The organism is Methylobacterium sp. HJ2 (assembly GCF_056431005.1).
Genome location: NZ_JBWJYM010000003.1, coordinates 276,056 through 294,776 on the forward strand (window position 1 = coordinate 276,056; position 18,721 = coordinate 294,776).

The 18,721-nt window shown below is 71.5% G+C and carries 18 protein-coding genes and 1 tRNA gene; 6 read left to right on the forward strand and 13 right to left on the reverse strand.

Features of this window, described 5'->3' with window-relative positions; translation table 11 throughout:
* Positions 1 to 88 precede the first annotated feature (88 nt).
* The 6 genes from ACS5RC_RS09875 to ileS form a co-directional block, all read right to left on the reverse strand.
* The gene (locus ACS5RC_RS09875) at positions 89 to 1,018 is read right to left on the reverse strand and encodes a ring-cleaving dioxygenase (RefSeq protein WP_478343677.1); all 930 of its coding nucleotides are present in this window, start codon (positions 1,016 to 1,018) and stop codon (positions 89 to 91) included.
* A gap of 86 nt (positions 1,019 to 1,104) precedes the next feature.
* Entirely contained in the window at positions 1,105 to 2,388 is a 1,284-nt protein-coding gene (locus tag ACS5RC_RS09880; RefSeq protein WP_478343678.1) for a M16 family metallopeptidase, read from the reverse strand.
* A 63-nt stretch (positions 2,389 to 2,451) separates the two neighbouring features.
* Positions 2,452 to 3,849, reverse strand: a complete 1,398-nt coding sequence (locus ACS5RC_RS09885; RefSeq protein WP_478343679.1) for a M16 family metallopeptidase — start codon at positions 3,847 to 3,849, stop codon at positions 2,452 to 2,454.
* Positions 3,850 to 4,010: 161 nt separating this feature from the next.
* A complete protein-coding gene (locus ACS5RC_RS09890; RefSeq protein ID WP_478343680.1) occupies positions 4,011 to 4,670 on the reverse strand; it encodes a hypothetical protein in 660 nt (219 codons plus the stop codon).
* Positions 4,671 to 4,857: 187 nt separating this feature from the next.
* Positions 4,858 to 5,361 (reverse strand): signal peptidase II, encoded by a 504-nt coding sequence (gene lspA, locus ACS5RC_RS09895; RefSeq protein ID WP_478343681.1) that lies wholly within the window; start codon positions 5,359 to 5,361, stop codon positions 4,858 to 4,860.
* Positions 5,362 to 5,392: 31 nt separating this feature from the next.
* Positions 5,393 to 8,356 carry an isoleucine--tRNA ligase gene (gene ileS, locus ACS5RC_RS09900; RefSeq protein WP_478343682.1) on the reverse strand — a complete coding sequence of 988 codons (2,964 nt, stop codon included), beginning with the start codon at positions 8,354 to 8,356 and terminating at the stop codon, positions 5,393 to 5,395.
* Between the two features lie 340 nt (positions 8,357 to 8,696).
* On the opposite strand from ileS, the gene ACS5RC_RS09905 reads away from it, so the two are divergent.
* A complete protein-coding gene (locus ACS5RC_RS09905) occupies positions 8,697 to 8,972 on the forward strand; it encodes a hypothetical protein (RefSeq protein WP_478343683.1) in 276 nt (91 codons plus the stop codon).
* 43 nt (positions 8,973 to 9,015) lie between these two features.
* Here the strand turns inward: ACS5RC_RS09905 and ACS5RC_RS09910 are convergent, their stop codons facing one another.
* Positions 9,016 to 10,035 carry a fumarylacetoacetate hydrolase family protein gene (locus ACS5RC_RS09910; RefSeq protein ID WP_478343684.1) on the reverse strand — a complete coding sequence of 340 codons (1,020 nt, stop codon included), beginning with the start codon at positions 10,033 to 10,035 and terminating at the stop codon, positions 9,016 to 9,018.
* Between the two features lie 303 nt (positions 10,036 to 10,338).
* On the opposite strand from ACS5RC_RS09910, the gene ACS5RC_RS09915 reads away from it, so the two are divergent.
* On the forward strand, positions 10,339 to 10,608 hold the full coding sequence (locus ACS5RC_RS09915) for a GCG_CRPN prefix-to-repeats domain-containing protein (RefSeq protein ID WP_478343685.1): 270 nt from the start codon (positions 10,339 to 10,341) through the stop codon (positions 10,606 to 10,608).
* A 57-nt stretch (positions 10,609 to 10,665) separates the two neighbouring features.
* Here ACS5RC_RS09915 and ACS5RC_RS09920 read toward each other — a convergent pair whose 3' ends face one another.
* Both ACS5RC_RS09920 and ACS5RC_RS09925 read right to left on the reverse strand, forming a co-directional pair.
* Entirely contained in the window at positions 10,666 to 11,154 is a 489-nt protein-coding gene (locus ACS5RC_RS09920) for a disulfide bond formation protein B (RefSeq protein ID WP_478343929.1), read from the reverse strand.
* Between the two features lie 19 nt (positions 11,155 to 11,173).
* Complete coding sequence (locus ACS5RC_RS09925) at positions 11,174 to 11,755, reverse strand: YqaA family protein (protein ID WP_478343686.1); 582 nt, start codon at positions 11,753 to 11,755, stop codon at positions 11,174 to 11,176.
* A 158-nt stretch (positions 11,756 to 11,913) separates the two neighbouring features.
* On the opposite strand from ACS5RC_RS09925, the gene ACS5RC_RS09930 reads away from it, so the two are divergent.
* Positions 11,914 to 11,998 (forward strand) — tRNA-Leu (locus ACS5RC_RS09930).
* Here ACS5RC_RS09930 and ACS5RC_RS09935 read toward each other — a convergent pair.
* Positions 11,987 to 12,688: a glutamine amidotransferase-related protein gene (locus ACS5RC_RS09935; RefSeq protein ID WP_478343687.1), complete on the reverse strand. Its 702-nt coding sequence runs from the start codon at positions 12,686 to 12,688 to the stop codon at positions 11,987 to 11,989. The two genes, ACS5RC_RS09930 and ACS5RC_RS09935, sit on opposite strands and share 12 nt — an antisense overlap.
* Positions 12,689 to 12,733: 45 nt before the next feature.
* Positions 12,734 to 13,891, reverse strand: a complete 1,158-nt coding sequence (locus ACS5RC_RS09940; RefSeq protein WP_478343688.1) for a ceramide glucosyltransferase — start codon at positions 13,889 to 13,891, stop codon at positions 12,734 to 12,736.
* Positions 13,892 to 14,079: 188 nt separating this feature from the next.
* Here ACS5RC_RS09940 and ACS5RC_RS09945 point away from each other — a divergent pair, with 188 nt between their 5' ends.
* Together ACS5RC_RS09945 and ACS5RC_RS09950 are read left to right on the forward strand one after the other, a co-directional pair.
* Positions 14,080 to 14,985: a histone deacetylase family protein gene (locus ACS5RC_RS09945; RefSeq protein WP_478343930.1), complete on the forward strand. Its 906-nt coding sequence runs from the start codon at positions 14,080 to 14,082 to the stop codon at positions 14,983 to 14,985.
* 111 nt (positions 14,986 to 15,096) lie between these two features.
* Complete coding sequence (locus ACS5RC_RS09950) at positions 15,097 to 15,273, forward strand: hypothetical protein (RefSeq protein ID WP_478343689.1); 177 nt, start codon at positions 15,097 to 15,099, stop codon at positions 15,271 to 15,273.
* Between the two features lie 121 nt (positions 15,274 to 15,394).
* Here the strand turns inward: ACS5RC_RS09950 and ACS5RC_RS09955 are convergent, their stop codons facing one another.
* A complete protein-coding gene (locus ACS5RC_RS09955; RefSeq protein ID WP_478343690.1) occupies positions 15,395 to 16,261 on the reverse strand; it encodes an NAD(P)-dependent oxidoreductase in 867 nt (288 codons plus the stop codon).
* Between the two features lie 16 nt (positions 16,262 to 16,277).
* Positions 16,278 to 17,480, reverse strand: coding sequence for a pyridoxal phosphate-dependent aminotransferase (locus ACS5RC_RS09960; protein ID WP_478343691.1), 1,203 nt, complete (start codon positions 17,478 to 17,480; stop codon positions 16,278 to 16,280).
* Between the two features lie 191 nt (positions 17,481 to 17,671).
* On the opposite strand from ACS5RC_RS09960, the gene ACS5RC_RS09965 reads away from it, so the two are divergent.
* A complete protein-coding gene (locus ACS5RC_RS09965) occupies positions 17,672 to 18,694 on the forward strand; it encodes an LLM class flavin-dependent oxidoreductase (RefSeq protein WP_478343692.1) in 1,023 nt (340 codons plus the stop codon).
* Positions 18,695 to 18,721: the final 27 nt, after the last annotated feature.

Genomic DNA, 18,721 nt, shown 5'->3' on the forward strand with positions numbered 1-18,721 from the left:
CGTCAAGGCATGGCTGGATGGCAGCCGGATCTGGTCTCGCCCGATTGGAATCGGTCTGAATTCTTGCCCGCGCGGCGCCGCCGCCTTGTCAGAGCGGCTTCAGCCCGGCCTCGATCTCCGCCCGGCGCGGTTCGAGGAAGGGCGGCAGCGCCAGCCCCTCGCCCAGAGCGTCGAGGGGTTCGTCCGCGGTGAAGCCCGGCCCGTCGGTGGCGATCTCGAACAGGATGCCGTTCGGCTCGCGGAAGTAGAGGCTGCGGAAATAGTAGCGGTCGACCGGCCCGCTCGATGGCATCCGATGCAGACGCAGGCGCTTCTCCCACCCTGCGTACGCCGTGTCCGGGATCCGGAAGGCGACGTGGTGGACGGCGCCCGCGCCCTGCCGCGCGGGCGCGGAGCGATCGGCCAGGATCTGCACCTCGGCGGCGGCCCCGCCCGGTCCCATGCGGAAGACCCCCACCTCGCCCTCGGGCAGCTCGAAACGACGATCGAACGTCATGCCGAGCACTTCCGTCAGCACGCTCTCTGTGCGCGCAGGATCCCGCACCGCGAGGCGGACGGGCCCGAGCCCGAGGATCTGGCGCTCGGCCGGGACCGGGCTGTCCGCCCAAGCGGCTCCCGGGGCACCGGCGGCGTCCTCGACAAGGGCGAGGCGCTGCCCCTCGCCATCCTCGAAGTCGAGGGTCTGGCGCCCGTCCCGCGCGATCGGCACCGCATGGGCGACGCCCTGCCGGGCGAGGTGCTCGCGCCACCACTCCAGGGAGCCCGCCGGCACCCTCAGGTGGGTGCGCACGATGCTGTCGGTGCCGCGGCGCTCGGGCGGCGCCGGCCAATCGAAGAAGGTGACGTCGCTGCCGGGCGAGGCCAGCCCGTCCGCGTAGAACAGGTGGTAGGCCGAGACGTCATCCTGGTTCACGGTCTTCTTCACCAGCCGAAGGCCGAGGACGCGGGTGTAGAAGGCGAAGTTGTCGGCGGCCCGCGCGGTGATCGCGGTCAGGTGATGAAGGCCGGTGAGCTGCATGGATGACGCCTCGGAGATCGGCTGCTTCCGTTCCGGTCGGAGTCCGGCGCGGCCCCACAGGCGGGGCCGCGCCGGCGGCGAGATCCTCAGAAGCCGGTGGGGCGCCCGGCGGCGACGACCAGCATTCGCCCGTCCGCGAAGGTCCGGGCAGCGGCGCGCCGGATGTCGGCCTGCGTCACGCCCGCTACGAGGTCGTTGCGGCGCGCGATGTAGTCCATGCCGAGGTCCTCGAAGGCGATCTGCACGAGTTGGTGCGCGATCTTGGTCGAGGTGTCGAACCCGAGCGCGTAGGAGCCGGTGAGATAGTCCTTGGCCTTCTGCAGCTCCTCGTCGGTCGGGCCGTCGCTGACGAGCCGGCCGATCTCATCGGAGATCACGCTCAGCGCCTCGCCGACGCGCTCGTTCTTGGTGGCAGTGTAGCCCCAGATCATCGCGGTGGCGCGGTGGCTGACCAGCGAGGTGCCCACCGAGTAGGCGAGGCCACGCTTCTCGCGGACCTCCTGGAACAGGCGCGAGGTGAAGGCGCCGCCGCCCAGCACGTGGTTCAGCACGTAGGCCGGGATGAAGTCCGGATCGCGCCACGGCACGCCCGCGAGGCCGAAGCGGATCACCGATTGCGGCACGTCGAGGTCGACGAGCACGCGCTGCCCCAGGCCCTGGACGGTGGTGCGCGGGGCCGCCCGCAGCTCGCCCGCCTCCGGCAGCGCCCCGAAGGCGCGGTTCAGCGCCTCCGCGAGCTGGCTCGCCCCGATCGCGCCCACGGCCGCGACCTTCACGGCGCTGCGCCCGATGATCTGGGCGTGCATCGCCACGAGATCCTGACGGGTGATCGCCGCGACGCTCTCGAGCGTGCCCGACGAGGGCCGTCCGTAGGGATGACCGGCAAAGCCCTCCCGGAAGAAGCGCCGCGAGGCGAGCACACCGGGATCGTTCTGCTGGTAGCGCAGGCCCGCGATCATCTGTGCCCGCACCCGCTCGATCGCGTCCGGGTCGAGGCGGGGCTTGGCGAGCGCCAGGGCCAGCAGGTCGATCGCCTCGTCCGCATGCTTGACCAGCATCTTCAGCGAGCCGCCGATCGCGTCGGGGCCGGCATGGAACGAGAGTTCGATGGCGCGGGCCGCAAGCCGCTCCTGGAAGGCGTCGGAGGGCAGGTCGCCCGCGCCCTCATCGAGCAGGCGCGCCAGCATCTGGGCACAGCCCGACTTGCCGTCGGGGTCCTGCGCGGCGCCGCCCTCGAACGTGAAGGACAGCGCGATCATCGGCACCACCGGCGATTCCACGTGCCACGCCTCAATGCCCGCGGCGGTCGGGACCGGCAGCGCCTTGGTCGGCGAGGTGGCTGCGCGCGTATCGGTGTCGGCCAAGTTCATCGAAACCTCGTTGTTCTTGTTCGGCGGCGGGATGGCGCCGCCGGTACGGATGCGCCGGGGCCGCTACTCGGCGGCGATCGCGACCGGCGCGTCGAGATCCTTTGTCTTCATCAGGTAGCCGGTGACGGACCGGGACGGCGTGAGCCAGCGCTCCGCGGCCCCGGCGAGCCGGCCATGCGTCACCGCCTCGATGTCCGTGGGCCAGCGCCGCACCTCCTCGACGGTCTCGCCGATCGCGAGCGCCGAGCCGTAGATGCGGGCCAGCGAGGATTGGCTGTCCGAGGAATAGACGGTCTCGGCCACGAGCCGGGTCTTGGCGCGCTCGATCGCCTCGGCATCGAGGGCTTCCGCGGGCACCCGGCGCAGCACGCCGTCGACCGCCTCCTCGAGCTTCTCCAGCGTGACGCCCTCCGCGGGCACCGCGTAGACCGAGAAGCGCGTGTCGTCGATCGCCGAGCCCATGTACCAGGCACCGGCATTCACCGCGATGCCCTGCTCCAGCACGAGTTTGCGGTAGAGGTAGGAGGTCGAGCCGCCGCCCAGGACCTCCGCCAGGAGCTCGAGATCGTGGCAGCCGCCGTCGCGGGCGGTGATGCAGGAGGGTGTCAGGTAGAGGCGCTGCAGGGTGGGCTGCTCGACCTTGGGGTCGGCCACCGCGATGCGGCGCAGGGCCTTCGGCTCCGGCTCGCGCGGGCGGCGGCGCTCGGGCCGGGCACCCTGCGGCGCCACGCGGCCGTAGGTGGCCTCGGCGAGGCGGCGCACCTCGTCGGGGGTGACATCGCCGGCCACCACCAGGATGGCGTTCTCGGGCGTGTAGAAGCGCTTGTAGTAGCCCAGCGCGTGCTCGCGGTTCAGCCCCTCGATCTCGTGCATCCAGCCGATGATCGGGATGCCGTAGGGATGGTGAACGAACAGGGAGGCCGCCATCGCCTCGGAGAGCTGGGCCGAGGGGTCGGTCTCGACGCGCATGCGGCGCTCTTCCAGCACGACGTCGCGCTCGGGCGCCACCACGGCGTCGTCGAGGACGAGCCCGCTCATGCGATCCGCCTCGAACGCCATCATCGTGCCGAGATGGTCGCGGGCGACGCGCTGGAAATACGCGGTGTAGTCGTAGGAGGTGAAGGCGTTCTCCTGGCCGCCGAGGCCCGAGACCGCCTTCGAGAAGGCACCGGCCGGGTGGCTGTCGGTGCCCTTGAACATCAGATGCTCGAGGAAGTGGGCGATGCCGGACTGGCCGAGCGGATCGTCGGCCGAGCCGTTGCGGTACCAGATCATGTGGGTCGCGACGGGCGCGCGGTGGTCGGGCACCACGATGACATCGAGGCCGTTGTCCAGGGTGAAGGCGGTGACGTCGGGGCCGCCCGCCTCCGAGCGTCCGAACGGCGCGGCGTCCCCGCGGCCGGCGCTGATCCGCGGGTTTTGCGGGAAGAAGCCCGGCGTCCGGTGCCTGAACAGATGCATGCGTTCGTCCTCGTCGCGGCCCGCTCGCGTTCCCGCTCCCTCTCGGGAGGACACGGCGACCGATCCATCTTTGACGTTCGAGCCGGCAAAGTCCGTACCGGCGGCGTGATCTTATCTCGCTACGCCGCGGCTCTGTCGCAACCGTGCCACAGCGGGTGCGACTACTGGCGGCGCTGCTGCTCGCGCAGGTAGACGCCCGGATCCGCTTCCTCGCGGTCGCGGCTCGCATTGTTGATCGGCTCGCCCGTGGACTTGGCGATCTTGCGCGGCGCCTTGCGGTAGCTCGTCGGCGGCTCGGTCAGGCTGTCGCGCGTGGGCTCGACATCCGCGGGCTCGGCCTTCGCGTCCGACACGCCGCGCATCAGGTCGAGCGGGTTTACCCAGAAAGACTCGCGGGTGTTGTCGCCCGGCTTGTACTCGTTGGTGCGCGGGATCTGCGCGTCGGCGCGCCGTCCGCCGCGGATCTCGTCGGGGGAGAGCGTGGCGTTGTTGTCGTCGTAGCGGCCCTGGGCCTGATTGCCGCGGGGCACCCGCCGCTCGGCCTGCGCACGCTCGCGGGCGGCGACCTCGGGCTCCTTGGGCCATTGCGGGTTGCCCGCACCGGCGCGCGGCGCGGGCAGCGCCTTGGCATCGAGCTTGGGCGGCATGACGAGGGGCGCGCGCTCGCGATAATCGATCGGCGCCTGCTCGCGCTCGACGAGGCCGAGGGTGCTGAGCGTGTCCCGCATCAGCGACCCGCTCTCCTGCGCGCCCGCGCCCGTCGCCGCGATCATCCCGGCGAGCACGGCGGGAAGAGGAAGGATCCAGCGATACCCGGTCATGCTGCCCCACAGATTGGCGTTGGCCGGGCGCCCCCGCGACCCGCTGCGCGAATCGCCGAGACGGCCGCGCGGTTCTCGCGGCCCGATCCGACCGTCTCGGCCTGATCCCGGTTTCCGGCGATCGTATGGCGCCTTGACCACGCCGCACCAGACCGGAGCGACGACCGGGAACGATGTGTTGTGCGTATCACGCCGTCGGGGCCGAATCCCCCGGGCGCGCACCGCGCCGCTCCGGCATCAGGCTGTCGAGGATCAGCCCCACCACGCCCGCCACGATCGCCGCGTCGGCGACGTTGAAGACGTACCAGGAATGGGGGCCGACATGCAGGTGGACGAAGTCGAACACGGCGCCGTAGGCGATCCGGTCGACGACGTTCCCCAGGGCTCCGCCCGCGATCAGCCCTAGGGCGAGCCCGAGGAGGCGCGAGGACGCCCGCCGCATCCACAGGCCGAGCCCGAGGGCGGCGGCGAGCGACAGGGCGACGAGGAGCCAGCGGCCGAGGCCCCCCTGCTGCTGGAACATCCCGTAGGAGACCCCGTGGTTCCACACCACCACGAGGTCGGTGAACGGGTTCAGGTGCCAGGGCTGGGTCAGCACCAGATCGGTGCCGAAATACAGCCCGAGCTTCGAGGCCTGATCGAGCAGGAGCGTGGCGACGAGCCCCGCGAGGCCGAGGCGGAACGGCGTCATCGCCCCGCCCCGGATCCTGCCGCGTGCGGCCTCACGCCGCGCTCGCGGCCGGGTGCGCGGCATCCCACTCGCGCAAAGCCCGCGCGTCGCGCGGGGTGACATCCGGGTAGTCCGGGTCGCTGCCGACCTGCGGTGTCACCCGCCAGGAGCGGGCGCATTTGCGGCCCTCGGCCGGCCGCGGCTCGACGGCGACGCCGCGCACGTCGTCGAGGCGGAAGGCGTCGGCCGGTCCCTCTCCCGCGACCACGGTGATCGCCGAGGTGATGCAGACGTCGGCGAAGTCGAGCCCATCGAGGGCCGCGAGCAGGTCCGCATCGGCCACGTGAACGATCGGGGCCGCCTCCAGGCTCGCGCCGATGCGCTTGGCCGCGCGCTCGATCTCGAGCGCGCCCGTCACCACGCGGCGCACCCGGCGCACCTTGTGCCAGCGCTCCGCCAGGGCGGGATCGCGCCACGCGGCCGGGGTCTCCGGCAGCGTCTCGAGATGGACGGACCCGGTCTCGGACGGGTAGCGATCGAGCCACGCCTCCTCGGCCGTGAAGGCGAGCACCGGCGCGAGCCAGATCGCCACGCGCCGGAAGGCTTCGTCGATCACCTGCAGGGCGGCGCGGCGGGGCGTCGACGAGATCGGGTCGCAATAGAGCGCGTCCTTCCGCACGTCGAAGTAGAAGGACGAGAGATCGCCGGTCATGAAGCCGTTGAGGAGCGCCACCACGCGCTTGGTGTCGAACGCCGCGTAGGCCTCGCGGATCTCGCCGTCGAGTTCCGCCAGCCGGTGCAGGATCAGCCGCTCCAGCTCGGGCATGTCGCCCAGCGCGACGTCGTCGCCCGGCACGCGGTGGGCGAGGGAGCCCAGCATCCAGCGCAGGGAGTTGCGCAGTTTGCGGTAGGTCTCCGCGAAGGTCTTGATGATCTCGGGTCCGATGCGCAGGTCGTCGGTGTAGTCCGAGGCCGCGACCCACAGGCGCAGGATGTCGGCGCCCGCATCCTTGATCACGCTCTGGGGCGCGACGACGTTGCCCTTCGACTTCGACATCTTCAGGCCCTTGCCGTCGAGCACGAAGCCGTGGGTGAGGACGATGTCGTAGGGTGCCCGACCGCGCGTGCCCGAGGACTCGAGCAGCGAGGACTGGAACCAGCCGCGGTGCTGGTCCGAGCCCTCCAGGTACATCACCCGGTCCTGCCCGCCATCGCGGCGACGATGCACGCCGGAGAGGCCCGGGAAGGCCTCCGGATCGTCCAGGACGAAGGCGTGGGTGGAGCCCGAGTCGAACCAGACGTCGAGGACGTCGGTGACCTTCTCGTAGGCCGCCGGGTCGTACTCGGGCGCGAGGAAGCGGGCGCCGTCCGCGTCCGTGAACCACGCATCCGCCCCCTCCTGGCGGAAGGCCTCGACGACGCGGGCGTTGACGCTCTCGTCGCGCAGGACCTCGCCGGTCTCGCGATGGACGAAGACCGTGATCGGCACACCCCAGGCGCGCTGGCGCGAGACCACCCAGTCCGGGCGGTTCTCCACCATGCCGTTGATGCGGTTGCGGCCCTGCGGCGGCACCCATTGAGTGTCGGCGATCGCCTGGAGGGCGACCTCGCGCAGGGTCCGGTTCCCGAGGCTCTCCGCCGGCCGGTCCATGGCGATGAACCATTGCGGCGTGTTGCGGAAGATCACCGGCTTCTTCGAGCGCCAGGAATGCGGGTACTGGTGGCGCAGGACCCCGCGGGCGATCAGCGCCCCGGCCTCGGTGAGCGCGGCGATCACCGCCTTGTTGGCGTCGCCCTTCTCGCCCTTCTCCGTGAGCACCCGCGTGCCGGTGAAGCCCGGCGCCGCCGCGGTGAGCACGCTGTCGGCATCCACCGTGTAGGGGATCGCCGTGTCGATGCCGCGCTCGCGCAAGCTGCGACCGCTCGCCATCCAGAGCTCGAAATCCTCCCGGCCGTGGCTCGGGGCGGTGTGGACGAAGCCGGTGCCGGATTCGTCGGTGACGTGGTCGCCGTCGAGGAGCGGCACGTCGAAGCCGTAGCCCAGCGCGTGCAGCGGGTGGGCCAGCGTGAGGCCGGCGAGCGTGGCCGCGGGCACGTCGGCGATGCGCGCGAACGCCTCGACGCGGGCCGCCCGGAACACCGTCTCGGCGAGCGAATCGGCGAGGATGTAGCTCTGGCCGGGCTTGGCCCAGTTCTCCTCCGGAGCGGCCGTGACGCGGTAGAGCCCGTAGGGGATCTTCCTGGAATAGGCGACGGCGCGGTTGCCCGGGATGGTCCAGGGGGTCGTCGTCCAGATCACCACGCGCGCACCGGCGAGGTCGTCCGCGGCGCCTGCGCGGATCGGGAACGCTGTGAAGATCGTGTCGCTGACGTGCTCCTCGTACTCGACCTCGGCCTCGGCGAGCGCCGTCTTCTCCACCACCGACCACATCACGGGCTTCGAGCCGCGGTAGAGCTGGCCCGACATGGCGAACTTCAGGAGTTCCGCAGCGATCGCGGCCTCGGCCGGAAACGCCATCGTGGCGTAGGGGTGGGCCCAGTCGCCGGTGACGCCCAGGCGCTTGAACTCGGCGCGCTGCACGTCGAGCCACTGCGCCGCGAAGGCGCGGCATTCCTGGCGGAACTCGACCACCGGGACCGCGTCCTTGTTGCGGCCCTTGGCGCGGTACTGCTCCTCGATCTTCCACTCGATCGGAAGGCCGTGGCAATCCCAGCCCGGCACGTAGTTGGCCTCGTAGCCGAGGCCGCCCATCGCCCGGACGATGACGTCTTTGAGGATCTTGTTCAGCGCCGTGCCGATGTGGATGTTGCCGTTGGCGTAGGGCGGGCCATCGTGCAGCACGAATTTCGGCCGGCCCTCGCCCCGCGCGCGCAGCTGGCCGTAGAGATCGGTGCGCTCCCAGCGCTCGATCAGCAGCGGCTCGCGCGTCGGCAGCCCCGCCCGCATCGGGAACTCGGTTCGGGGCAGGAACAGGGTCTTGGAATAGTCGCGGGTGGCCGGGGTCTCGTCGCTCATCGGTCCGGGCGTCCTGGGAAGTGGCGTCATCGATCGGGTCCGGACCTCCGGCGCTCGGCCGGTCCCGGGGCTCTCGCGCTCCCGGCCCCCGCGCAGCCGCGCGGGCGCGGCACTCAGGCGGCGGCCGGGCCCGTAATTCGCGAGCCCAGAGGCCCGCATCGATCTGTGGCGACGCGCATGGAGCGGCTTCTAACAGCGGCCCGCGCCGGACGCCAGCGGGCGGGCCTCGGTACGGGTCCGCAAGAATCCGCGGCGGCGCGCTGCGACCTTTCGCGAGCGTGGCCGTTGAGGGTCACGCGCCGCGACGCTGGCGTCCGGGCGTCAAGAAGAGGAACCCGCCATGAAACGCATCCTGATCGCCGCCACCCTCGCCCTCTCCACGCTGACGCTTACGGGCGCGGCCGACGCGCAGGGCCTCGTCGGCGGCGTGCGCCGCGGCGCGGCCGAGGGCGATCGCGTCGGCGGCCCGATCGGCGGCGTGGTGGGCGGCGCCGTCGGCGGCGCGGTCGGCACCGTGAACGGCGCGCTCGGCATCGATCCGGGCCGGCGTGCCTATCGCACCGACATGCGCTCGCGCCGCGCCTATCGCCGCCATCACCGCCGCCACTACCGCTGAGGCGCGGGCCTGAGGATCCGGCTCGCCGGACCCTCAGGCCGCTTCAGACGAGACGGAACCGAAGCTCGCCCAGGCCCTCCAGGCTCGAGGTGATCTCGTCCCCGGGCTTGAGCCACGCACGCTCGCTGCGCGGGATCTTCTCGCCGAAGATCACCCCCTGCGGGGTGCCGGTGTAAAAGATGTCGCCGGGCTTCAGGGTCATCACCCGCGAGGCGAAGCTGATCAGCTGCCGGCAGTTGAAGATCATGTCGTTGGTGTTCCAGTCCTGACGGACCTTGCCGTTCACCGTGGTGACGAGACGGAGGTTGTTCGGATCCGGCACCTTATCGGCGGTGACGAGATAGGGCCCAAGCGGCGCGAACCCGTCCGAGGTCTTACCGATCATGAACTGCGAGGTCAGCGTCTGCAGGTCCCGGGCGCTGAAATCGTTGCCGGTGGCGTAGCCCGCCACGTAATCGAGCGCGTCGGCTTCCGAGACGTCGCGGCATTCCCGCCCGAACACGATCACCAATTCGGTCTCGTAATCGAACTCGCGGGCGGCCTTGGTCGGCAGGCGGATCGTACCGCCGTGATGGTTGAGCGCGTTGTTGTACTTGTTGAACAGCGGCGGGTCCTTGGGGATCGGCGTGCCGGTCTCCTCGGCATGGTGCCGGTAGTTGAAGCCCATCATCACGATCTTCTCCGGCCGGGTGACCAGGGGCGCGTAGGAAAGCGCGGCTTCGTCGAGCATCAGCCGCGGGTCGGGCGCCGCCTCGGCCGCATCGACCAGGGCGCGCAGCATCGGGCCGCGCCCGTTCTGCAGGAGGTCGTCCATGTCGGCCGGCACGGGCAGGCCGAGGGCGCGTCCAGCGGCGGTGACGTCGAGTACGCCGCCCTTCAGCTTCACCCCGAGGCCATAGCCGCCCCCGCGGCGCAGGTTGAGCAGCGTCATGTCGCGCGGCATGCCGAAGGGCTGCGCCGCGGCCGGCCGGTCGCCCGTCGCCGCCCTGGCCCCGCCCCCCATCGCGCCGGCGGCGAGACCGGCGGCCGTCAAGGTCAGAAAATCGCGTCGATCCGCACTCATGGTGTCCTCCAGGGCGTCCTCCGGAGCGTCCGCATCTGTGCGCGGCCCGGGGCTGCCCCCCTCGCTCGGTCTGAGGGTGCAACTGATGGACGAGTATTTCCGATGCATTTCATCCGCTGCGGGGAGATGTCGGATGCGCAGCGCTGTCACTCGCGGATCGAGCGGGGACGAGGGCGGAGCGAACCTGTCCAAACCGTCATCCTCCGCAAACCTTGCGGCAAGGCGGGCGCTCGCAGGATCCGCGAACGGTCAAGGTACCGCCGACGCGGCACCGGATCCGAATGGGAACAGGAGGAACAGCCCATGACCAAACGGACGATCCTCGGTCTCGCCGCGGCCCTGACGCTCGGCGGTCTCGGCGCCGTGACAAGCGCGCAGGCGGCGCCGCTCGGCGCCGGCTCCGGCACGGCGCTCGCCGGCGGCGTGCCGGTCGAGACGGTGGCTCAGGGCTGCGGCCCGGGCTGGGCGCGCGGACCCTACGGCCGATGCCGGCCCTTCGCGGCGCCGCGCTTCTTCGGTCGCCGCTGCTTCATCCGGCCGACGCCATACGGGCCGCGCCGCTTCTGCCGCTGAGCGGATGACTCGGCGGAGGGCCCCCTTCGGGTCTCCCGCCGACGTCGATCGGCCTTCCTAGCGCTTCGCGGCGCAGGTGCCCGCAACCGCGGCGAGGATGAAGGCGGCCACCGCGTTCCAGCCCGCGAGCGAGATCCCGAGGATCCGCATCGCGGCGGTGCTGCAATCGACCACCTTCGTGGTCTTGAGGCTGTCGAGGAAGTCGCCGACCGCCGCCGGATTGGCTCCGGTGCCGCCGCCGCAATCGCTCGGGCCTGGCCAGAAGCCCCACTCGGCACCGGCGTGATAGGCGCCGAGCCCGGCCCCGTAGAGGAGACCGAGCGCCGCGAGGCCGAGGGCGAGCCGGGCGAGGCGTTCGGGCAGCAGCAGGCCGCCGAGCGCCAGCGGGATCGCCGCGTAATAGGGCAGCCGCTCGGTGAGGCAGAGCTTGCAGGGCGCGTAGCCGTAGCCGTACTCGAGCACCAGGGCCGCTCCGACCGTCGCGACGGATCCGATGAGCAGGACGAGCGCGGCCCGCTTCAGCCGCAGCAATGCAGTCTCGTTGATCACGGTTGCCGACCTTCGATCACAGGATGAGCTTGAACAGGACGAAGCCGAGGACGATCACCGCCACCGAGATCGCCGCGACCGCGTTGAGATGGCGATCGAGCACGCTGCGGATCTGCACGCCGTAGCGGCCCAGAAGGCCCGCCAGGATGAAGAAGCGCAGACCGCGGGTGACGATCGACAGCACCGTGAACCAGAACAGGCTGTAATGGGCGAAGCCCGAGGTGATGGTCACCAGCTTGTAGGGGATCGGCGTCAGCCCCTTCAGCAGGATCACCCAGTGGCCATACTTGGCGTAGGATTCCTGGAAGCTCGCCGCCGAGTTCTGCAGGCCGTAGAGCCCGATCACCCATTGGCCGAGAGAATCGAACAGCAGCGCCCCGATGGCGTAGCCGACGAGGCCGCCGAGCACCGAGGCCACCGTGGTGATCAGAGCATAGAACCAGACCCGGTCGGGCCGGCTCACCGCCATCGGGACCAGCATCACGTCCGGCGGGACGGGAAAGAAGGAGCTCTCGGCGAAGGCCACCGCGCCGAGCGCCCAGGGTGCCGCGGGCTTGCCGCTGAGCGCGAGTATCCACTCGTAGAGGCGGCGGATCATGCATGTCCGGGAGCAGGTGTGGCGGGCGGGAGCCCTTTGAGCACAGCGCCGCCGCACTGGCCAGGGGGCCAGGTCAGGGGACAGTCCCCGGATGCTTCGCCCGCGCGCGGCGGAAAGGGCTGGCCCGCGTCTGCGACCTGTGCGATGAGGCAGCTCGCGCGGGTATGGCGGAATTGGTAGACGCGGGCGACTCAAAATCGCCAGCCGCAAGGCGTGGGGGTTCGATTCCCTCTACCCGCACCAGTCGGTCCCCTCCAGAAAGCGACGGATCGAGGCGCCGAGCCGCGCGCTGTCGTGTGACGCCTCGAGGCTCGCCAGGGCCCGGTCGATCGCCGCGGGATCCTCGGCGCCCGCCCGATGCCCGCGCACGAGCGCCCGCGCGTAGTCCGGCGCGAATTCCGGGTGGCACTGGCAGGACAGGGCGGCCCGATCCGCGTAGGCCAGAACCCCGTTCGGTGTGAAGGCGCTGCCCGCGAGCACCCGGGCCGTGGGCGGGCGGACCGTCACCTGATCCTGATGCGACACCGGCACGGCGATGCGCGGCGCGTCGTCCATGAAGGGCGCGCGCGTCATCACCGCGTAGTCATGGAGCCCGAGGCCCCAGCCCTGAGGCGCCTTCTCGGCGCGCCCGCCATAGGCCGCGGCCATGATCTGGTGGCCGAAGCAGATGCCGACGAGGCGGATGTCGCGCGGCAGGGATCGCAGGTAGGCGAGCAGCGGCGGGATCCACGGCAGCGGATCGTAGACGCCCGCGGCCGAGCCCGTGATCAGGACGCCCGGAAATGCCCTTGGATCGGGCAGCGCTCCGGCCTGCACGTCGAAGGCTGTCGTCTCGAAGGCGGGGCCGAGGAGCTTCGCCGACATCGCCGCGTAGGAGGGGAAGCCGGAGAGCCGCGCCGGCGGCCGTCCGGTCTCGAGGATCGCGATGCGCAACGGGCTGTCTGCCTCCGAACGCGCCGTCCGCGCGCGTCACCGGGGTTAGGCCGTGCGCGCGTCGGCGCGCAAGCGGCGCGGCGGCTTGGGACGGATATCCATGGCGTTGCCGCGCCAGACCACGGAATCGTGCATCCAGGCCCGTATCCACAGCAGCGGAATCATCAGGTCGCGCAGGAGGAAGCCGAGGATCAGCCGCGGCCCCCGGTGCCAGCCGACACGGGCCGCCAGGGCGTATTCGGCGCCGTAGACGAGGAGCGCCATCAGGCCGCTGCCGGCCCAGGCTTCAGGGGTCCCGGCAAGCCCCGCCGCGAGGCAGAACGGCAGCAGGACGCCGCTGGCGATCTCGGGCGCGAAGAAGAGCGGAAAGGTCACCCGGCGCAGGCGGGCCCAGCGCAGCTGGCGGGCCCAGACCTCGCGCAGGCGCCGGCGCCCGAGCGGCTGCTCGAAGGGCGCGTGCACGAGGTGGACGCGCCGTCCGGCGGCCCGCACCAGCTTCGTCGCGGCGGCGTCCTCGGCGATCTCGGCCGCGAGCGCCCGGATGCCGCCCCGGGCGTCCAGGAACGGCTTGTGCCAGAGCATGCTCTTGCCCTGAGCGAAGCCGAGGCCCAGACTCTCGCCGGTATATTGCCAGCGCGCCTGCAGGGTGTTGAGGAAGGCGCACTCGACCGCGGCCCAGAGATTGCCCGGCCGCGCGCCGATCGGCGTCGAGCAGACGAGCCCGGTATCGGGGCCCCAGGCCGCCTGCAACTGCTGAAGGTAATCGGGCGGCATCAGCACGTTGGAATCGGCCAGCACGATCCAGTCGTGGCGCGCCGCCTCCCAGCCGCGCACGCAGTTGTTCAGCTTCGGGTTGTCGCTCACGCGCTCGTCGCCGACGAGGATGCGGGCCGGGACCGCCGGATGCGCGGCGATCAGCCGGCGGACCAGCGGGAGCACCGGGTCGGCGGGGTCGGCGACGCAGAACACGATCTCGTAATCCGGGTAGGCGAGCCGGAAGCCGCGGGTCAGCGTCTCCTCGCTGAACGCCTCCAGGCCACAGACCGGCCGCACCAGGGAGACGGGTGCGCCCGCGGGAAAGCAGGCGGTTCGCGGCGCGCGACCGATGCGGCGGGCCGTGAGGGCGAAGCTCGTGAGGTTGACCAGGGCGAGCAGCGCGCAGAGCGACAGGGCGAGCAGGGTGCCGGTCGGCGCGTCGATCATGCGGGCGGATGCCTCTGCTCGTCCGGCCGCGGCCTGCCGCCGCGCCGGTCAGCAGCCCCCTAACAGTCGCGCTGTTTCAGTCTTATGACGCCTCTTGCAGCCGGCACGGACCGGGCCGCGAACAGGGGTTGCGGAGCACCGGAGCCGGTGATCCGCTTTCGGGGCGCGATGCCCGAGGAGCGCGGTTGATCCCGCCCATCGTCTTCCATCCTGCCTACGAAGCCAGCCTGCCGGACGGGCATCGCTTCCCGATGCGCAAATACGGGCGGCTCGCCGAGATCGTGGCCGAGCAAGGGCTCGCGCCGCTGGGCTTCGTCGCGCCCGAGCCCGCCTCCGCCGACCTCCTCGCGCTCGCCCACCAACCCGCCTATGTCGAGGCCGTGCTCGCCTGCGCGGTCCCGCGGGAGATCGAGCGGGCGATCGGCCTGCCGGTGAGCGAGACGGTGGTGCGGCGCTCGCGCGCCTCGGTCGGCGGCACGTTGCTGGCTGCCCGCCTCGCGCTGGCCGAGGGGCTCGCCGGCAGCACGGCGGGCGGCAGCCACCACGCGCGGCGGGCGCAGGGTGCGGGCTTCTGCGTCTTCAACGACGTGGCGGTCGCCGCCCGCGCGCTCCAGGCGGAGGGCAGGATCTCCCGTGCGCTCGTGGTCGATCTCGACGTGCACCAGGGCGACGGCACCGCCGATTGCCTCGCCTACGCGCCGGACCTCTTCACGCTCTCGATCCATTGCGAGCGCAACTACCCGAGCCACAAGATCGCGGGCGACCTCGATATCGGGTTGCCGGACGGCGTCGAGGACGCGGCCTACCTCGAGATCCTGGCCGCCCGCCTGATCCCGCTCCTCGACGCGCTCCGGCCCGACATCGTGTTCTACAACGCGGGCGTCGATCCCCACCGCGACGACCGGCTCGGACGCCTCGCGCTCAGTGATGCCGGGCTGTACGCCCGCGACCGTTTCGTGATCGGCGCGGCGCGCGCGCGGGGCGTGCCCGTGGTGGGGGTGATCGGCGGGGGCTACATGGCCGATGTCGAGGCGCTGGCCGCCCGCCACGCGCTGGTGTTCCGGGCGCTCGCCGCCGAGGCCGAGGAGGCCTGAGCGCGGCGGGACACCGGGCATGGGCGGCGCGTAACGCTTTGGTCATGGGTGCGCTGCACAAACGGTCCTGCGCCCGTTCCGGTCCAGGGCGCGCCGGCTGTAGAGTTTCCCATGCTCGGACGGATCTGGGAGGCCGCCAAGGTCACCCTCGCGCTGGCGGCACTCATCGCGGCGGCCTTGCTCTCCGCGGACAAGCTCGACCGCGACCGCCGCGACATCGCCCGGCGCGACCTGCCCTTCATCGAGCCCCTCGCGACGGGCTCCCTCCCCGGCGCGCCGCATCCCTGAGGTTGGACAAGGTTCCCCGAGGCGTCTCGTCGGGACCGCCGCGCGCTCCTGCGATCGGCCAGGGTACTGGGCGGTGTCAGCGTCGGCTCGGCCGACCGGAACCGGCCGGGGCGCCCGCCCGTCAGCCCGTCCCGCGCCCGGCGGCCGCCTCGGCGAAGCGCAGGATCGCCTCCGCCTCCGCCCCGTCGGTCCCCTCCCCGAGGCGCGCGAACAGCTTGGCATTGCCGGCGAAGACCTCCTGGCCCGCCCCGTCGCTGCCGAGGAAGGCCGCGATCTCCAGCATCTCGGGTGCCCAGCGCCGCGCCTTGGGCAGCATGTCGGGCAAGCGCGTCGCGAAGCGGGCGAGGAGCTGCGGCTCGTTCTCGGCGAGTTCGGCCAGAAGGGCCTCGCCGGCCCCCGCCCGGTCGGCGGCGAGCACCATCAGGGCGGCGAGGGCCGTGAGGCCCTTGTTGATGCCGGAATAGCTCATCTTCAGGGTCGAGGCCGCGCCGACGCCGCCCGGGCAGGCGCGCGCGTCGATCCCGTATCCGGCGAGCCGCAGGGCCGGCGCCGGGTCGTCGCCCGAGAGATAGAAGCGCGGGCCGCGCGCACCGGGCTTCGGCGGCAGACCGATGATCGCGCCGTCGAGGAACCGTGCCCCGGTGCCCGTCACGACATCCGCGATCAGCGCGAGCGTGTCGGGCCCGACCGCGTTGGCATCGACGTAGACGGGTTTGACCGGCGCCGCCGCGAGGCTCGGCGCGAGGCGCCGGGCGAGCGCCACGGCCTCGGCTGGCGGCACGATCGACAGGACCAGGTCGGCCGAGACGAGCGCGTCGTCCGGGACGTCGACCATGCCTGCGGCCGCGGCCCGCTCCCGGCTCGCCGCTCCCCGCCCCGCCAGCGAGGTCAGGACCCGGACGCCGTTCTCCGCGAGGCGGGCTGCGACGGCGCTGCCCATCGCGCCGGGGGCCAGAATGGAGACGGTGAGCCCGCGATCCGTATCCATTCGCTTCGCTCAACCGTTACCGCAACGAGGCGCAGAAACGCTGGATGCGGGTGCAGGCCTCCTCCAGCGCCTGGTTCGAGGTGGCGTAGGAGATGCGCAGGTTCGGCCCCAGACCGAAGGCCGAGCCGTGCACCGCGGCGACGCCTTCGCTCTGGAGCAGTTCGGTCACGAAATCCGCGTCGGTCTCGATGGTCTTGCCCGCCTCGGTCTTGCGTCCGATCAGCTCGGCGCAGGACGGGTAGACGTAGAAGGCGCCCTCCGGCATCGGGCATTTCAGGCCGCGGGCCTGGTTCAACATCGAGACCACGAGGTCGCGCCGCTCCTGGAAGGCCGCGCGGAAGCGGGCGAGATGCTCCTGCGTGCCGTCGAGGGCCGCCACCGCCGCCCATTGCGAGATCGTGGTGGCCCCGGAGGTCTGCTGGCCCTGGATGAAGTCCATCGCCTTGATCAGGTGCTCGGGCCCGGCGGCGTAGCCGATGCGCCAGCCGGTCATGGCGTAGGCCTTCGACACGCCGTTCATGGTGAGCGTGCGCTCGTAGAGGGCCGGCTCGACCTGGGCGGGGGTAACGAACTCGAAGTCGCCGTAGGTCAGGTGCTCGTACATGTCGTCGGTGAGCACCCAGACGTGCGGGTAGCGCATCAGCACGTCGGTGATCTTCTTCATCTCGTCGCGGGTATAGGCCGCGCCGGACGGGTTGGAGGGGGAGTTGAGGATGATCCACTTCGTCTTGGGCGTCAGCACGCGGTCGAGTTCTTCGGGCTGAAGCTTGAAGTCGTGCGCCATATCGGTCTCGGCGAAGACCGGCGTGCCGCCGCACAGCACCACCATCTCCGGGTAGGAGACCCAGTAGGGCCGCGGGATCACCACCTCGTCCCCGGGGTTCAGGGTCGCGAGGAGCGCGTTGTAGATCACGTGCTTGCCGCCGGTGCCGACGATGGTCTGGGACGGCTTGTAGTCGAGCCCGTTCTCGCGCTTGAACTTCTTCGCGATGGCCTCGCGCAGGGGCACGATGCCGGAGACCGGCGGGTACTTGGTCTCACCGCGGTTGATCGCCTCGATCGCCGCCTGCTTGATGTGGTCGGGCGTATCGAAATCGGGCTCGCCGACCGACAGGCTGATGACGTCCATGCCTCCGGCTTTCAGCTCGCGCGCCTTCTGCGTCATCGCGATGGTCGCGGACGGCTTCACGCGGGAGAGGGCGTCGGCCAGAAAGCCCATGGGGAATGCTCCGGAATCTTGGATCGTGTCACGCAGGCCGCGCGCGGCGGGCGCGCGGACCCTAGGCGCGCCGACCCGAGGCGGCAAGATCGGGCCGGTGACACGGTGGACGGCATGCCACGCATGCCGCGCAGGGCTCCCGCGCCGCCGCTCCCCTCGCAGACCGGCATCCGAGTCCACATCTGCGCGGAATGATCCCGCTCTCCGTTCTCGACCTCTCGTTCGTGAATTCCGGCGCGACGGCCGCCGACGCGCTGCAGGACAGCTTGGCGCTCGCGCGCCACGTCGACGATCTCGGCTACCACCGCTACTGGCTCGCCGAGCACCACGCGCTGGCCTCGGTGGCGAGCCCCGCCCCCGAGATCATGATCGGCCAGATCGCTGCGGCCACCCGGCACCTGAGGGTCGGGTCCGGCGGCATCATGCTGTCGAATCATGCGCCGCTGATGGTGGCCGAGCGCTTCAAGCTGCTCGAGGCGCTGTTTCCGGGCCGGATCGATCTCGGCCTCGGTCGCGCTCCGGGGACGGACGGGATCACCGCCCAGGCGCTGCGCCGCCGGGACGCACCCCGCTCGGGCGACGACTTCCTCGAGCGTCTGCAGGAACTGATGCTGTGGGAGACGGGCGAGTTTCCCGAGGGACACCCCTTCGCCACCGTTGCCGTAATGCCCGCGGGCGTGCGGCTGCCGCCCCTGTTCCTGCTCGGCTCCTCCGATTACAGCGCGGTCCTCTCGGCGCAGATCGGCACCGGCTTCGCCTTCGCCCAGCACTTCGCCTCCCACGATGCGGCCGAGGCGCTGCTGGGCTACCGGCGGCAGTACCGGCCCTCCCGCTGGGGTGGGAAGCCCCACGCGATCCTGGCGCTCGCGGCGATCTGCGCGGAGACCGACGCGGAGGCCGAACGCCTCGCCATGAGCGCGCGGCTGGCGACCCTGCGGCGGGAGCGCGGCGAGTACGGCCCGATCCCGAGCCTCGCGGAGGCGGAGGCCTATCCTTACACCGACGCGGATCGCATGCGCATCGCGCGCGGGCGCAGCCGCCTGCATGTCGGCTCGCCCGAGACCCTGCGGACAGCGCTGGCGGAACTCGCCGGCGCGACGCAGGCCGACGAGATCATGATCGTGTCGAGCATCCACGATCAGGCAGCCCGTCGGCGCTCCTATGGGCTGATCGCGGAGGCCTGGGGCCTCACCGCCGCGGCGCGGGCCGCCTGAGGGAGGTGTGGTCGAAGCGATCGCCGC

Excerpts from the sequence above, each read along its gene's own strand:
- ACS5RC_RS09925 (WP_478343686.1), bottom strand. The coding sequence starts at position 11,755 with ATGATCCGCCGCCTCTACGAGTGGATACTCGCGCTCAGCGGCAAGCCC.
- ACS5RC_RS09955 (WP_478343690.1), bottom strand. The coding sequence starts at position 16,261 with ATGGATACGGATCGCGGGCTCACCGTCTCCATTCTGGCCCCCGGCGCG.
- ACS5RC_RS09880 (WP_478343678.1), bottom strand. The coding sequence starts at position 2,388 with ATGAACTTGGCCGACACCGATACGCGCGCAGCCACCTCGCCGACCAAG.
- ACS5RC_RS09890 (WP_478343680.1), bottom strand. The coding sequence starts at position 4,670 with ATGACCGGGTATCGCTGGATCCTTCCTCTTCCCGCCGTGCTCGCCGGG.
- ACS5RC_RS09885 (WP_478343679.1), bottom strand. The coding sequence starts at position 3,849 with ATGCATCTGTTCAGGCACCGGACGCCGGGCTTCTTCCCGCAAAACCCG.
- ACS5RC_RS09875 (WP_478343677.1), bottom strand. The coding sequence starts at position 1,018 with ATGCAGCTCACCGGCCTTCATCACCTGACCGCGATCACCGCGCGGGCC.
- ACS5RC_RS09905 (WP_478343683.1), top strand. The coding sequence starts at position 8,697 with ATGAAACGCATCCTGATCGCCGCCACCCTCGCCCTCTCCACGCTGACG.
- ACS5RC_RS09960 (WP_478343691.1), bottom strand. The coding sequence starts at position 17,480 with ATGGGCTTTCTGGCCGACGCCCTCTCCCGCGTGAAGCCGTCCGCGACC.
- ACS5RC_RS09915 (WP_478343685.1), top strand. The coding sequence starts at position 10,339 with ATGACCAAACGGACGATCCTCGGTCTCGCCGCGGCCCTGACGCTCGGC.
- ileS (WP_478343682.1), bottom strand. The coding sequence starts at position 8,356 with ATGAGCGACGAGACCCCGGCCACCCGCGACTATTCCAAGACCCTGTTC.
- ACS5RC_RS09910 (WP_478343684.1), bottom strand. The coding sequence starts at position 10,035 with ATGAGTGCGGATCGACGCGATTTTCTGACCTTGACGGCCGCCGGTCTC.
- ACS5RC_RS09940 (WP_478343688.1), bottom strand. The coding sequence starts at position 13,891 with ATGATCGACGCGCCGACCGGCACCCTGCTCGCCCTGTCGCTCTGCGCG.
- lspA (WP_478343681.1), bottom strand. The coding sequence starts at position 5,361 with ATGACGCCGTTCCGCCTCGGCCTCGCGGGGCTCGTCGCCACGCTCCTG.
- ACS5RC_RS09950 (WP_478343689.1), top strand. The coding sequence starts at position 15,097 with ATGCTCGGACGGATCTGGGAGGCCGCCAAGGTCACCCTCGCGCTGGCG.
- ACS5RC_RS09965 (WP_478343692.1), top strand. The coding sequence starts at position 17,672 with ATGATCCCGCTCTCCGTTCTCGACCTCTCGTTCGTGAATTCCGGCGCG.